The organism is Bacillus proteolyticus (assembly GCF_001884065.1).
Classification (GTDB): Bacteria; Bacillota; Bacilli; order Bacillales; family Bacillaceae_G; genus Bacillus_A; species Bacillus_A proteolyticus.
Map to the genome: position 1 here is coordinate 173,490 of NZ_MACH01000142.1, position 14,652 is coordinate 188,141.

A 14,652-nucleotide genomic window follows, 5' to 3' on the forward strand; every position below is an offset into this window, starting at 1 on the left:
TTTACTCTTTCAATCGAATAATACGTTGATTGGAGCTTCCGCGAAATGGAAGTGTTAAATCTTTTTTATCAAGTTCAAATCTTCCATCGACCAAAACATCCCCATAATGTAACAATTCTATCATATCATTATTTTGGTCACTCTGTATCTCTTCTAACGTATAACCTGTATAAATCCATAGATTTTTTTTCAAATCCTTCACAGCTTTCGCTACTTTTTTCACTTCAGCAGCTTGAAAGAATGGATCTCCACCTGAAAATGTTACATCAGTTAATGGATTACTTTCAATCTCTTTCACAATTTCCTCTACTGTCATTTCAGTTCCGTTGCAAACATTCCACGATTTCGGATTATGACAACCAATACAACGATGCGGACAGCCCGCAAAAAACACGACTGTCCGCAACCCTTCCCCATCTACTACACTATCATGAATGATATTCATCACTTTCATTTATGCTTCACCCGATCCATCTCTTCGCTACGTTTCGCACTATTCCACTTCGACATATCTCCCACAAGATAGCCAGTTATACGGCGAATTCTTTCTATATTAGTCTCGTCTTCATTTCCGCAGCTTGGACATTCATTTCCAATAACTCCGTGATAGCTGCAACATTTACAACGATCAACAGGATGATTAATTGAACCGTATCCAACGCCATGCTCTGCCATTGCTTGTACAATTTGTTTTAACGCCTTTTGATTATGCATCGCTGCTCCGTCTAGTTCAATATACGTAATGTGCCCTCCATTACATAGAGCATGAAAAGGTCCTTCTAAACGAATTTTATTTATCGCTTGAATGTTATAATAAACTGGAATATGGAATGAATTCGTATAGTAATTATGGTTCGTTATACCGCTAATCTCACCAAATTCTTCTCTGTCTTTTTTCACAAACTTCCCTGATAAACCTTCTGCAGGAGTTGCAATGATTGAGAAATTCAGTTGATGTTCTTCTGTCGCCTTATCCATTCTCTCCCTCATAAAGGAAATAATTTCATATCCAAGTTTCCATGACTCTTCATCTTCTCCATGATGCTTTCCTGTTAAAGCTACTAAACATTCCGCAAGACCGATAAAACCAATACTTAACGTCCCTTGCTTTAAAATAGGTGCTACAGAATCTTCAGGCTGTAATGTTTCTCCACCACGCCATACACCTTGTGAATATAAAAATCGAAAATCTCTCGCTCGCTTCGTACATTGATACGCGAATCTCTCTAATAATTGCTTAATTCCTAAATCCAAGTAATAATTTAGCGCTTCAAAAAACGCTTCTTTCGATCCACTAATTAGCCCTAATTTCACTAAATTAATAGAAGTAAACGACAGATTCCCTCTTCCTATTGCTGTTTCTTCTCCATGTATATTAGACATAACACGAGTGCGACATCCCATGTAACATACTTCACTTTCAGGTCGCCCATCATAATGCACTGCATTAAACGGAGCATCTAAAAATGAAAAGTTAGGGAATAATCGTTCAGCCGTTGTCTCTAACGCTAATTCAAATAAATCATAGTTCGGATCAGATTCTTCAAAGTTCACACCTTTTTTCATTTTAAAAATTTGAATAGGAAAAATTGGTGTTTCCCCTTTACCAAGACCAGCTTGTGTCGCTTTTAAAAGCTGTCTAACTAATAACCGTCCCTCTTTTGATGTGTCTGTTCCATAATTAATAGAAATAAACGGTACTTGTCCACCGCCCCTACTATGCATACTATTTGAATTATGAATGAACGCTTCACATGCCTGATACGTATCATTTTCTGTTTCTTTCCATGCAAATTCTTCTATTTGTTCTTTCGTAAGCGGATATGACTGTAGTCGTTTTTTATGTCTCAGTACGGTTTTTCTCACATATGGAGCTAAATCAATATCAAAGAGTGCAAACGATTGACCACCATGCTGCATGTTTTGATTCGCTTGAAAAATAATTGAAGAAAGCGCCAACGCACTTTTAATGTCTTGCGGTTGTCTCATATGTCCATGTCCAGTATGAAAACCGGTAGCAAGCATTTGTGCTAAAGGAATTTGCGAACAAGTCGTCGTTCCTGTTGCATAAAAATCCAAATCATGTGGATATAATATATTTTGATTTATCGCTTTTTTCACTTGATCTGATAGTAAATTTGCTACAGCATAGTACTTTGCACTCTCAGATGCGAACGTTCCCATCACTCCCATTGGAGATCGGCCATCTACATTTGCATTTTCCTGCATTAAATCTTGTTCATTACCGTGGACAATTGTCCCAAACACTTTCATTAATTCTTCTCCACGTGTATTTTGTTGTAACATTCATAACCCTCCATCAATATGTTGGTGTCTCTTGATTAAAATGTTACAACATATAGTCTTATTGTTTCTGTAAGAAATGTAACATTCCTGTGAATTTTTTTCACGAAATAATGAATTTTTCATTTACAAAAAAGAAATGTGCTCTTTACAAATGTATGGTACAATAAACGGGAAAAACTCTTTTTACCCTTTATCAACACATTTGAATAAAGGAGACTGAACTTATGGTTACTACATATCTTTTATTTATCGTTGCCTACTTACTTGGCTCGATTCCATTTGCATTAGTCGTTGGAAAAATTGGCTATGGAATCGACATTCGTGAGCACGGAAGCGGTAATTTAGGCGGAACAAATACATTCCGCACATTAGGGAAAAAAGCAGGTTTCATCGTTACAATTGCTGATATTTTAAAAGGTACATTAGCAACAAGTCTACCGATTATTTTCGGATTAGATGTTCACCCACTATGGTTCGGCTTAGCTGCTGTTCTTGGACATGTATATCCAATTTTCGCGAAATTCCGCGGTGGTAAAGCAGTTGCAACTTCTGCTGGCGTGCTATTATGCTACTCACCAGTTGTTTTTGCAATATTAGCTGTTGTCTTTTTCAGCCTTTTATTTACAACAAGATACGTATCACTTTCTTCTATGGTAACAGCTGTCGTTGCTGTTATTGCATCCATTGTTAGCGGGGATAAAATCTTCATTATTGCGATGTGTTTATTAGCAGGTATGGTTATTTATAAACACCGTGCAAATATCGGACGAATTATAAATAAAACTGAACCGAAAGCAAACTTTTCAAAAAAGCAAAAATAAGATCGTAACCCACATAACGCAAAAAGAAAACGTGAAGCATATTAATAGCGTCTTTTTGCGTTATTTTTTATACTAAAGAAAAAGCAACATAATCTGGAGGAACTATACATGAATCTTTCCGTAACAAAAGAAGCAGCACAATGGTATAAAAACGAATTAAACTTACAATCGGGTGAAACACTACGCCTTTTCGTACAATACGGCGGTTGCAGTACTGTGCAAAAAGGACTTTCTTTAGGTATTCGTAAAGATGACCCTGCACATCCTGCTGTTCAAACTCAAGAAGAAGGTATTAACTTCTTTATTGAAGGCGATGATGAGTGGTTCTTCGATGGACATAATTTATCTGTTACACTTAACGACGGTGATGATTTCCCTCAATTTAATTATGAAAAATAAAAAAAAGCGTGGCTTCTGCCACGCTTTTTTTATTTCTTTTTAATTTCCTCATATTTCGCATACCACTCAGGATATAATTTTTTAAATGATACAGGGCGGAACCCTTCTTTTTTTGCACAAATATTCGTTGTACTTGCAGTAATGCAAAGCTCATCATCACCGTTATATATTTCATAACCATATACAACACGAAGCGGGCTCACAGTATCAATCCACGTTTTCACAATTGCTTTTTCTCCGTAACGCATCGCTTTGCGATATGAAATTTGCAAATCTAACACAGGAGAAATAATTCCTTCTTTCTCCATTTCAACATATGAAAATCCTAAATCTTGTATAAGTTTCGTGCGACCTAGTTCGAGCCACACCAAATAATTTGAATGGTAAACAACACCCATTTGATCTGTTTCCGCATAACGGATTTCAACTTCATGTTCTGCTACAAACATATGTATTCGCCTTCTTTCACTTCTGCTGCCTTGCATACATTTAATCATAATACACCGGAATCAAAAATAAAATAAAAACAGTGAATCTTTTCCTGAAAGGAGCAAGCATATGATTCAAATTGTAACTGTTCGTAGCGGTGATAGCGTATATAGCTTGGCATCAAAATATGGATCAACACCTGACGAAATAGTAAAAGACAACGGATTAAATCCAGCTGAAACGCTCGTTGTTGGTCAGGCACTTATCGTTAATACGAAAGGAAATAATTATTATGTGCAGCCTGGTGACAGCCTATATCGAATTTCTCAAACGTATAACGTTCCTCTTGCTAGTTTGGCTAAAGTTAATAATCTATCGTTAAAATCTATACTCCATGTCGGACAGCAATTATATATACCGAAAGGGACAAAACGAGCAGTAGAATCCATCGCTTATTTACAACCTTCAACAATACCGATAAAAGAAAGTTTAGTAAATGCTACACGTGCTATTAATCCATTTTTAACATATTTAGCCTACTTCAGCTTTGAAGCAAAAAGAGACGGCACTTTAAAAGAACCAACGGAAACAGCTAAAATCGCTAATATTGCAACTCAAGGCAAAACCATCCCTATGCTCGTTATTACAAATATCGAAAACGGGAACTTTAGTCCTGAACTAACATCTGTTTTGTTGCGTGACCCAACCATTCAAAATAAATTTATTACGAACATTTTGCAAACAGCTGAAAAATACGGTATGCGAGATATTCACTTCGATTTCGAGAATGTGGCGCCCGAAGATCGCGAAGCATATAATCGTTTTTTACGAAATGTGAAAACACGCTTACCTAGCGGGTTCACATTGAGTACAACTCTCGTACCGAAAACAAGCTCCACTCAAAAAGGAAAATTCTTTGAAGCTCATGATTATAAAGCACAAGGGCAAATTGTTGATTTCGTCGTCATTATGACATACGACTGGGGTTGGCAAGGCGGGCCACCGATGGCTATTTCTCCTATCGGTCCTGTAAAAGAAGTACTTCAATATGCAAAATCTCAAATGCCTCCACAAAAAATTATGATGGGGCAAAATTTATACGGGTTCGATTGGAAACTTCCATTTAAACAAGGTAATCCGCCCGCAAAAGCTGTTAGTTCTGTCGCAGCCGTCGCATTAGCACGTAAGTACAATGTTCCTATCCGTTATGATTTCACAGCTCAAGCTCCCCATTTTAATTACTTTGACGAAAACGGTGTACAACATGAAGTTTGGTTTGAAGATTCACGATCTGTTCAAAGTAAATTCAATTTAATGAAAGAACAAGGTATTGGCGGTATTAGTTACTGGAAGATTGGTTTACCATTCCCACAAAATTGGCGTTTACTCGTCGAAAACTTTACGATTACAAAAAAGGGCTGACTTCCGTCAGCCTTTTTTGTACATTCTGTTAAGATTCATCTTTTATTTCACTTTTTAATGAATCAATACTTTCTAAACGTCTTTGATTTTTCGCTTCAATGGCAGCACGATCTTTTTCATTAGAAAGTTCCGCTGTTTCTTTTGCTTCATTAAAATTATCAATCGTATTTTGTACCATTTCTTGTAATTTTTCAGCGTTGTCATTTCGATTATCTGGATTCGGCATGTACTTCCCTCCTAATTCTTTTTACATACCATCTTAAATTACCTATGTTCCTTCAAATTTATACAAAAAAAGGAGAATGCAATATTCTCCTTTACTTTAACCGTTATCAACAATCGGTTGTTTACCAGTTTGGTCTTGCATTTGCTTCCCTTTATTGCCACCAGCTTTTTTCGATTGTGTTCCAATTTGATTTGGTGCAAAGTCTTTTGAATTCTTTTTCGGATTACCCATTACTATCGCCTCCTTAACACTAGTATCGTACTAGCGTTAAGAATTATTCAGCTTGCTTAAAAAGTTTCATTTCATAACGTTTTTCAATACGTTCTTCAATTCGATCGATTGCATCGCGATCGCTTAATAATTGTTGTTTATTTTCATTTACAAGTTCTTCAAACGATTTACGGCGACTTCTTCTCATGCTGCTCACCCTTTCTCCTTCGCTTTCTTACTACATAGTATGAGCAAATGAAAAACTCTTTAATCAGATTTGTAAGAAAATTTTATGTTTTAGTACTCCTAAAAAAACTCCGTGTATAATAAATTAAAATGCCCCCGAAATCGGGACACAGATCAAAACACCTAAACCATCTGCCCCAATTCCCTTAGTACTTTTGGTATATTTCCAAAAGGATATTATTTCCTACAGGTTGTTAAATCGATAAATTGGATCGATACGTTACCATTTCATTCATATCTTAATTCGGAAAATATTTTGAATTCCAAGCAAATGTCCCTCGATTAATATTGGCTTTAGTTGTAATATCCTTAAACGTATATAATCGAATCTACCCCTTTTTCATGTATTAATTTAGTTCCTGTATAATGTATTGCTTCTTTAGTACGAGCTATACGTAAATCAGTGTATGCTTTTGCCAATTTTTCCCTTCCTAAATTTTTTTAGACATATTTTTATAAAGTGTTCAGAATACAACAGATCGGCTATTTCTGTTTATTGAACGTATGAAATACACAAACTATAATAATAAATATAAATAACCGACACTATGTTGGTTAAAAAATAGGAGGTACAAAAATGAAAAACCAAGTATCAATAGTAGTTGAACATGAATTGAATGACGTAACACCAGAAATGATTGACTGGTGGTGGGATAATATCGATAACTCTGAACGATATAAACTATGGCACCCAGAAGAACATGTTGATTTTAAGTGGCTAGTTGATCCTAAAGTGCATGGGCATGTAGGAGCCATATCAGCTTCAATCGAATCTGCTGGGGATGGACTAGAATTCCCGCTAAGAATCAGATGGGAAGACCCTAAAGATTGTCCTATAAATACCCATTACAGCCATGTTTTAATGGGTTCATGTTTAGATGATAATGACGATGTAATTTCACAAGTAATACATCAATACGAAAAATCCGAGAACGGTACAGTAATGACTTCTACATTCATTTTTCCGAAAGGATTACCACCATTTATTAATCTAAGTGGTTTATATAAACACAATGTAGAAGAAATGAGTGAATTCAGTAATTTTTTACCAGAACTTTTCAAAGAAAATTTGTAAGATAACTAAACAGCTTTACATTTAATAAGCGACTAACTAGAAACCAAATTGGCCCCCACCATTTTAGATAGGACTAAAATGGTGGGGGCCTTTCAATATCAAATCAATCACATTACTTCTTCTCAGTAATGTACTCTGCTCTTCAAATGAAAAACAACTCCGTTACATTTACATACTTTGTATGCGAATTCAGGAGGTGTTTTTTCCTATACCACGATTCGGGTTCACTTCAAAATAGCACACGGAGTTTTTTATACCAAAACTTTTAAATACTCTTTTAATTTTTCTTCTGCATTCACTTCACTTTCTTTATAATCACGCAGCGCTCGTAATACGAAATCATACTGTTCTAAAATATAACTTTCTAATTTCAAGACATCCTCTAAGTTATTAAGCATAATTCTCGTATTACCAACTTCACTTTTTAACGCAGGTTCACATTTTAAACTCGTACATATTTCTTTCACATCATCTTCTAATATTTCTGTTAATATGTATTTCTTTCGCCCTTTTACTTTTACTCTCATAACCGGATAAAAAGCTTTTATATCTAAATAGCTTCCTACACTCATACAACGAATCCATTCAATATCACGGTTATTTCGTACAAGCATTTCTTTTACCGCTTCAAATACTATTGTTTCATCAAGCACTTCTTTCTTCGCTTTTCTTTTTCCTTCTTCTTCAACTGATGCACACCTTTGATAAACTGCCGCACACGTAATACAATCGTCAAATGCATTATGAGAACTTAAGCGAATTCCAAGCATTCGTTTTAACGTTTCAAGTTTATGGTTAGGCGCGTGTTTCATATATTTTTTCGCCAAAAATACAGTATCGATAACTTTATTTTTCGGCTCAGGTAGCCCAAGCATATTTACATTACTCTTTAAAAAACGCATGTCAAAAGAGGCATTATGTGCCACAATAACATTTGTATGTAAAAATGCTAAAAATAAAGGTAACACTTCTTCAATCGTCGGTGCATCCGAAACGCGATAATTTGTAATACCTGTTAAACTCGTTATTCGTTCCGGAATTGGACGCTCCGGATTCACATAGGAAACAAACTGATCTACTAGTTCATGATTACGATATTTCACTGCTGCAACTTGAATAATTTTATCATTATAAGGGTTAAATCCTGTTGTTTCAAAATCAATTACAACATAATCTAACGGTAAGGATACATTCCCCACTCCAGACACTCCTTTATCTCTAAACATTTATATTTCTTTTATCATATCACGAAGCTTTCACTACTTGAAAAAGAAAAGGCAGAAACGATTATATTCCATCTCTACCTTTTCGCCGTTATTTTAATTTAGCAATCCGTTTTTCCATCTCTTTTTGCGTCATCGGTCCAATAAACTTATCCTGAATAACACCTTTTGTATCTATAAAATACGAAGTTGGGATCGTAATTACTTTATACGCTGTTGTCACATCAATGTTCTTGTCCATTAAAATAGGAAAAGTAATCCCTTTTTCTTTAGCGAAATTTCTTACTTTTTCTTCTCCCCCTCCTTTTTCTGAAGGCGTATAATTTATTGCTAAAATTTCTACATTTTCTTTATGTTCTTTATAGAAAGCCTCCATATCAGGCATTTCTTGCTGACAAGGTCCACACCACGTTGCCCAAAAGTTTAAAATAACTTTCTTCCCTTTTAAATCCGATAACTTTACCTTCGTTCCATCTAATTTTGTCAATTCAAAGTCTGGTGCACTCTTTCCTATTTCAATACCGTTCCTTGCGATCATCTCTTTCATAGCAGCTTCACTTTTTGCTGGCTTTTCTTGTACTACTTGATCCTTTTTACCAAACTGATCATAAGCTGCATATCCCGCTAAACAAAGTAACACTACAATAATCGTAAGCTTCCGCCACATCTTATATCACCCTAACGTGTTTATCTTCTTATAACATAATCACAAAATACTATATACCTTATTTTAGCTTATACGGACAAGCTTGGAAATATTCACATTCAAAATAGTTAGAATATTTATAGTCTAGATGAAATATTTACCTTTTTATCATATAATTAGAAATAAATACAAAACCTGCGAGGTGATATGTATTTTACAATTACTTATCAACCCTTTTACTTTTGCTTTCTTCACTTTACCATTACTATGTATTTGTTTTAGCGGCTTGCTATACAAATTCAAATGGGCTGCTATTATTATTTCTTTTACTGTTCCACTTATTTTTTTCATTATCGTCTCGGGATTTGATATACACCTAACTTTACAAAACTTAGACGTTTGGATTAGTTATAGTGCTGTTTATTCTGTACTTTCCTACATAACAGCAGCACTAATACGAAGAAAACTGCACATGTAGAACTTTCAAAAAGGGGGATTTTTATGAATCTATTTGAAAAAATACTATTATATATTCTTAGTTTTATATTTTCCCCAATCGGGATTATCACTTGGATCATCTCGCTCTTCAGTAAAGATCCTGAAAAAAAGCAAGTTGGACGTATTTGTCTCTATATCGCTTTAATCTCATTTATCCTTTTAGCCGGTCTCGGTATTCTTAGTTTCTTCACGATGACTACCACCACTACTATACAATAGTTATAGAAAGGATGATTGTTTTGGGAGAACATCCTATTAGTAAAGAACTTCGCTATATACGAATATGTTTAGTTGTTTTATTAATCGTTCTTTTATTTTTCAACGGTGAAAGAGTCGTTGAAATTTCTACAAATCATGATGCCGCAGAAAACGTTTCAACCAGTAATATGACACAGATTGCTGAAAATACATTTGCTATTCAAGAATATAATCCATCACTAAGTAGCGAACATACGGTCAAAATTTTCAAATATAATCCGGATACAAATCAACTTACTCTAGTCAAAGAGTTTAGCACTAACGATCCTGAATCTTATACGTATCAACTTAATAAGAGTGAATAAAGATAAGAGCGCTATATAGCTCTTATCTTTTTATTAGCATCTCTTTAAACAATGACTTACAAGTTAATAATTCTCTAGGATCCCCACATTCCACAATACTCCCATTATTCATGACGACAACTCGATCCGCTATCATCGCCCTCTCAACATCATGTGTCGTCACAATTCTCGTTACATTCCCTCCTAGCCCTTTCAGTATATTCCAAACCACTTCTTGATTGTTCGGATCTAATCCCGCAGTTGGTTCATCTAAAATAATGAGATTCGGATTTGATACAATCGCTCGCAATAACGCCAGACGCTTTCTCTCTCCTCCCGAAAACTCTTCTCCGCTTTTATGTAGTACAGTCTGAATACCTTCAGATAACCTCCAAATAATCGGCTTCGCATTTACAAGTTCAATATTTTTTTCTAATTGTTTTTCTAGGCACTCTTCTCCGAAATACATATTCTCTTTTACTGTCGTTCGAAAAAAACGAGGTTCCTGCCATATAGTAGTCATACAAGCTTTATTACCATAATAAGCAATACTACCATTAGATGGTTTATATAAGCACGCGATTAATTTTAAAAGCGTCGTTTTACCTGCACCACTTTCCCCCACAATGATAACGAGTTCGCCAGGATTAATTTGCAAATGAATATTTTTAATTCTACATCTCTCTTCACCGTTCTCTTGAAATGAAACATTTGTTAATCTGATTCCCATCGCTCTTTCTACATTTCTGTATTCAGCCTGTATATCTAAAAAACAAAAAACTCGATTTGCCGAAGCGATTGCGACTTGCGTCATCATCAATAAATCACTCGCATAACGAACAGGGAAAAAAGCATCTCAATTGTAGCTAATACTGCAACGAGCGATCCAACTTCCATATCCCCTTTTATTATTTTTTGTGCTCCTATAATAAGAACAACTATATACGTGACCGTTTCAATCACCGTTCCAACTATTCCAATGCAATGTTGCATCATCATCTTCTTTACTTCCGTTTTATAAGATTGTGCTGTTACTCCTTTAAATAAGTGAATTGCCCATTTTTCTTTTAGTAAACTCCGTAAATCTTGTATACCTTTTACAAACTGTGACACCATCTCTACAACACTTGATTGATTTTTTTGAGCAATGCTTGCAATATTTCTTACCTTTTTCCCCATCAACATCGGAACCGTTGCACTTAAAAATAAAAATGGAGTTACCCACAATATGAACTTTGTATCTATATGTTGTAGTGCTATGAACGCACCTATAAATTGCGCAATAGCGTGTATATATTCTATTAATATAGAGCCATATAATCTGACCCAGTTTGGAATATCAGACACGACTAACGTTTCTAACTCTCCTTGTTTGACTTTCTCACTCTCTTCAAACGGTAATAGGAAAAAATGACGCAATACATCTATACGCTTCTCTCTTAATATTCGCTGACTCGCTTTTGAGCTTACATAATCAAATGAAAGATTGTTCACCCACATTAACAAGCGGCTAACTGTAAACAAAGTAATGTAAAGATATGCTCCCTTCAGCTCTCGTTGAATAAGATTATCTACAATTAGCCCCATAAATAGTGGCCGAGATAAATTTAAAATAGCTGCAAAAAGTCCACTGCATACAGCTGCTATTACTAATAATTTTTCTTTCTGTAACGGTAACAATATTCTTTTATATTCTTTCATGATGTTCCCTCCATTTTTTATAGTAAAAAGAAAGGGATGAAACCAAATGGTTTCATCCCTTTCCATAAAATAAGGAAGCTAACATACGTTAGCTTCCTTATCGTTCATTTCAATTATTTAGTTCGATACTTTAGACTCTTCAATTTTCTCACGAAGAACCATTTGCAGGATACCACCGTGACGGTAGTAATCAATTTCAACTTCACTATCGAAACGAGCTACTACTTCAAATTGTTTTTCATTGCCATCTGCATCGGTTGCAACTACTTTTACAAGATCGCGTGGTCTAACTGTTTTGTCGATTTGAATTTCAAATGACTCATTACCAACAAGACCTAACGTTTCAGCGCTGTCGCCATCTTTAAATTGAAGTGGTAATACGCCCATTAATACTAAGTTACTACGGTGAATACGCTCGAAGCTTTCTGCGATTACTGCTTTAATACCTAATAAGTTTGTACCTTTCGCAGCCCAGTCACGAGAACTTCCCATACCGTAATCTTTACCAGCAACAACTAGAAGACCTGTTCCATCTTCTTTATATTTCATGGCAGCATCATAGATAGATGTTACTTCACCAGTTGGCCAATATGTTGTATATCCGCCTTCTGTTCCTGGTGCGATTTGGTTTTTAATACGGATGTTTGCAAATGTACCACGCATCATAACTTCATGGTTACCACGACGAGAACCGTAAGAGTTAAAGTCAACTGGTTGTACGCCGTTTTCTAATAAGTAACGTCCCGCTGGTGTATGCTTACCAATTGAACCTGCTGGTGAAATGTGGTCTGTCGTTACAGAGTCACCAAATTTACCAACTATGCGTAAACCTGATAATGTTTCAACTTCACCTGGCTCTTTAGATAAACCTTCAAAGAATGGTGGGTTTTGAATATAAGTTGAGTCATTATCCCAAGTATATAAAGCTTCATTTGAAGTTTGGATTTCATTCCAACGCTCATTGCTGTTAAATACTTGTGCATATTCTTTCTTGAACAGTTCAGATGTAACAACGCTTTGAACTACATCTTCAATTTCTTTAGCTGATGGCCAAATATCGTTGAAGTAAACAGCATTGCCATTTGCATCTTTACCGATTTCATCATTTTTCAGGTCAATATCAACAGTACCTGCAAGTGCATATGCCACAACAAGTGGTGGTGATGCTAAGTAGTTCGCTTTTACAAGCGGATGAATACGACCTTCGAAGTTACGGTTACCAGATAAAACAGATGTTACTAATAAATCGTTTGCTGCGATTGCTTCTTCTAGCTCCTCTGCTAATGGACCAGAGTTACCGATACAAGTCGTACAGCCGTAACCAACTGTTTGGAAACCTAATTGATCTAAATATGTTGTTAAACCTGATTTGTCTAAGTATTCAGTAACAACTTTAGATCCTGGTGCTAATGATGTTTTTACGTATTCAGGTACTACAAGTCCTTTTTCAATTGCTTTTTTCGCAACTAGACCTGCCCCAATTAATACGTATGGGTTTGATGTATTTGTACAGCTTGTAATTGCAGCGATTGCAATTGCACCTGTTTTCATCGTTACTTCTTTATCTTCTAATGTAACCTTCACTTCTTTATCGAATTCTTGCTCATTAAATCCAAGTCCTTGTGTTCCAACTGGTGCTACAACAGCTTTGTGGAACGCATCTTTCATATCTGAAAGTGGAATTAAATCTTGTGGGCGTTTCGGTCCAGAAAGGTTAGATTCGATTGTATTTAAATCAATTTCAACAAGATCAGTGTAAATTGGATCTTTACTGTCTGCTGTATAGAATAAACCGTTTGCTTTACAGTATTCTTCAACAACGCGAATTTGCTCTTCATCTCTACCTGTTAAACGTAAGTATTCTAATGAAATATCATCGATTGGGAAGAATCCACAAGTTGCGCCGTATTCTGGTGCCATATTTGAAATTGTTGCACGGTCAGCTAGAGGCATGCTCTTTAGTCCATTACCGAAGAACTCAACGAATTTACCAACTACACCTTTTTGACGTAATACTTGTGTTACTTTTAATGCAACATCAGTTGCTGTAGTACCACTTGGAAGTGTGCCAGTTAATTTCACACCGATTACTTCAGGTACTGGGAAGTATGAAGGCTGTCCAAGCATTCCCGCTTCTGCTTCAATACCACCAACGCCCCATCCAAGAACACCGATACCGTTAATCATCGTTGTATGTGAGTCTGTTCCAACTAATGAATCTGGGTATGCAACTAAGTCGCCCTCAGCATTTTTCACCGCGTGAACAACTGGTGCTAAATATTCAAGGTTTACTTGGTGTACGATACCTGTTGCTGGTGGAACTGCACGATAGTTATCAAATGATTTTTGTGCCCAGCTTAAAAATTTATAACGTTCTTCATTACGTTTAAACTCTAAGTCCATGTTGAATGCAAGCGCGTCTGCCGTACCCGCTCTATCAACCTGTACAGAGTGATCAATTACAAGGTCTACAGTAATTTCTGGATTAATTTTATCAGGATCCCCGCCCATATCTGCCATTGCTTTACGAAGCGAAGCCAAATCTACAACAGCTGGAACACCAGTGAAATCTTGTAAAATTACACGAGATGGTTTAAACGGAACATCGATCTCTTGAACATCTTTCGTTCCCCATTTCGCTAAATTTGTAACATGCTCTTCTGTAATTACACGTCCGTCTACTTGACGAAGTACAGATTCAAGTAAAACTTTCACGGAATATGGTAATTGAGATACGTTGCCAACCCCTGCATTTTCAAGCGCTTTCAATTGATAATAATGATACGTTTTTCCATCTACTTCGAAAGTTGCACGTGATTGAAATGGATTATGTTTGACCATTATGTTTCCCCCCTGTTAAACGTGACTAAGTTGTCTGAATATAAAATGTAGACAAACTTTTCAATA

Annotated in this window: 15 protein-coding genes and 1 pseudogene; 6 read left to right on the forward strand and 10 right to left on the reverse strand. The window is 35.8% G+C overall.

Annotated elements, in window-relative coordinates; genetic code table 11:
* Position 1: 1 nt before the first annotated feature.
* Both nrdG and BAQ49_RS26105 read right to left on the reverse strand, forming a co-directional pair.
* Entirely contained in the window at positions 2-454 is a 453-nt protein-coding gene (gene nrdG / locus BAQ49_RS26100) for an anaerobic ribonucleoside-triphosphate reductase activating protein (protein ID WP_071747663.1), read from the reverse strand.
* The gene (locus BAQ49_RS26105; protein WP_071747664.1) at positions 451-2,307 is read right to left on the reverse strand and encodes an anaerobic ribonucleoside triphosphate reductase; all 1,857 of its coding nucleotides are present in this window, start codon (positions 2,305-2,307) and stop codon (positions 451-453) included. Before BAQ49_RS26105 ends, nrdG begins: the two co-directional genes overlap by 4 nt.
* 224 nt (positions 2,308-2,531) lie before the next feature.
* Between BAQ49_RS26105 and plsY the strand changes: the two genes are divergently transcribed.
* Together plsY and BAQ49_RS26115 are read left to right on the forward strand one after the other, a co-directional pair.
* Entirely contained in the window at positions 2,532-3,128 is a 597-nt protein-coding gene (gene plsY, locus BAQ49_RS26110) for a glycerol-3-phosphate 1-O-acyltransferase PlsY (protein WP_000258967.1), read from the forward strand.
* 108 nt (positions 3,129-3,236) lie between these two features.
* Positions 3,237-3,527 (forward strand): HesB/YadR/YfhF family protein, encoded by a 291-nt coding sequence (locus BAQ49_RS26115; RefSeq protein ID WP_001054451.1) that lies wholly within the window; start codon positions 3,237-3,239, stop codon positions 3,525-3,527.
* 29 nt (positions 3,528-3,556) lie between these two features.
* Here BAQ49_RS26115 and BAQ49_RS26120 read toward each other — a convergent pair whose 3' ends face one another.
* Complete coding sequence (locus tag BAQ49_RS26120; RefSeq protein ID WP_071747665.1) at positions 3,557-3,976, reverse strand: acyl-CoA thioesterase; 420 nt, start codon at positions 3,974-3,976, stop codon at positions 3,557-3,559.
* 109 nt (positions 3,977-4,085) lie between these two features.
* Here BAQ49_RS26120 and BAQ49_RS26125 point away from each other — a divergent pair, with 109 nt between their 5' ends.
* Positions 4,086-5,378, forward strand: coding sequence for a glycoside hydrolase family 18 protein (locus BAQ49_RS26125; RefSeq protein WP_071747666.1), 1,293 nt, complete (start codon positions 4,086-4,088; stop codon positions 5,376-5,378).
* Positions 5,379-5,406: 28 nt separating this feature from the next.
* Here the strand turns inward: BAQ49_RS26125 and tlp are convergent, their stop codons facing one another.
* The 3 genes from tlp to BAQ49_RS26140 form a co-directional block, all read right to left on the reverse strand.
* Positions 5,407-5,604 carry a small acid-soluble spore protein Tlp gene (gene tlp, locus BAQ49_RS26130; protein WP_001133508.1) on the reverse strand — a complete coding sequence of 66 codons (198 nt, stop codon included), beginning with the start codon at positions 5,602-5,604 and terminating at the stop codon, positions 5,407-5,409.
* Positions 5,605-5,700: 96 nt separating this feature from the next.
* Positions 5,701-5,835, reverse strand: a complete 135-nt coding sequence (sspN, locus tag BAQ49_RS26135) for an acid-soluble spore protein SspN (RefSeq protein ID WP_000527988.1) — start codon at positions 5,833-5,835, stop codon at positions 5,701-5,703.
* Between the two features lie 43 nt (positions 5,836-5,878).
* Positions 5,879-6,022: an FbpB family small basic protein gene (locus tag BAQ49_RS26140; protein WP_001254699.1), complete on the reverse strand. Its 144-nt coding sequence runs from the start codon at positions 6,020-6,022 to the stop codon at positions 5,879-5,881.
* A 615-nt stretch (positions 6,023-6,637) separates the two neighbouring features.
* Here BAQ49_RS26140 and BAQ49_RS26145 point away from each other — a divergent pair.
* Entirely contained in the window at positions 6,638-7,135 is a 498-nt protein-coding gene (locus tag BAQ49_RS26145) for a DAPG hydrolase family protein (protein ID WP_071747667.1), read from the forward strand.
* Positions 7,136-7,386: 251 nt separating this feature from the next.
* On the opposite strand, the gene BAQ49_RS26150 is transcribed toward BAQ49_RS26145, so the two are convergent.
* Positions 7,387-8,334, reverse strand: coding sequence for a 3'-5' exonuclease (locus tag BAQ49_RS26150; RefSeq protein WP_071747668.1), 948 nt, complete (start codon positions 8,332-8,334; stop codon positions 7,387-7,389).
* A 115-nt stretch (positions 8,335-8,449) separates the two neighbouring features.
* Positions 8,450-9,025, reverse strand: a complete 576-nt coding sequence (locus tag BAQ49_RS26155) for a TlpA family protein disulfide reductase (RefSeq protein ID WP_071747669.1) — start codon at positions 9,023-9,025, stop codon at positions 8,450-8,452.
* 480 nt (positions 9,026-9,505) lie between these two features.
* On the opposite strand from BAQ49_RS26155, the gene BAQ49_RS26165 reads away from it, so the two are divergent.
* A complete protein-coding gene (locus tag BAQ49_RS26165) occupies positions 9,506-9,721 on the forward strand; it encodes a hypothetical protein (protein WP_002121369.1) in 216 nt (71 codons plus the stop codon).
* 11 nt (positions 9,722-9,732) lie between these two features.
* Complete coding sequence (locus BAQ49_RS26170; RefSeq protein WP_084667566.1) at positions 9,733-10,065, forward strand: YmzC family protein; 333 nt, start codon at positions 9,733-9,735, stop codon at positions 10,063-10,065.
* Between the two features lie 22 nt (positions 10,066-10,087).
* Here the strand turns inward: BAQ49_RS26170 and BAQ49_RS26175 are convergent.
* Together BAQ49_RS26175 and acnA are read right to left on the reverse strand one after the other, a co-directional pair.
* Positions 10,088-11,811: pseudogene (locus BAQ49_RS26175) on the reverse strand (ABC transporter ATP-binding protein).
* A gap of 51 nt (positions 11,812-11,862) precedes the next feature.
* The gene (acnA, locus tag BAQ49_RS26180) at positions 11,863-14,586 is read right to left on the reverse strand and encodes an aconitate hydratase AcnA (RefSeq protein ID WP_071747672.1); all 2,724 of its coding nucleotides are present in this window, start codon (positions 14,584-14,586) and stop codon (positions 11,863-11,865) included.
* Between the last annotated feature and the right edge of the window lie 66 nt (positions 14,587-14,652).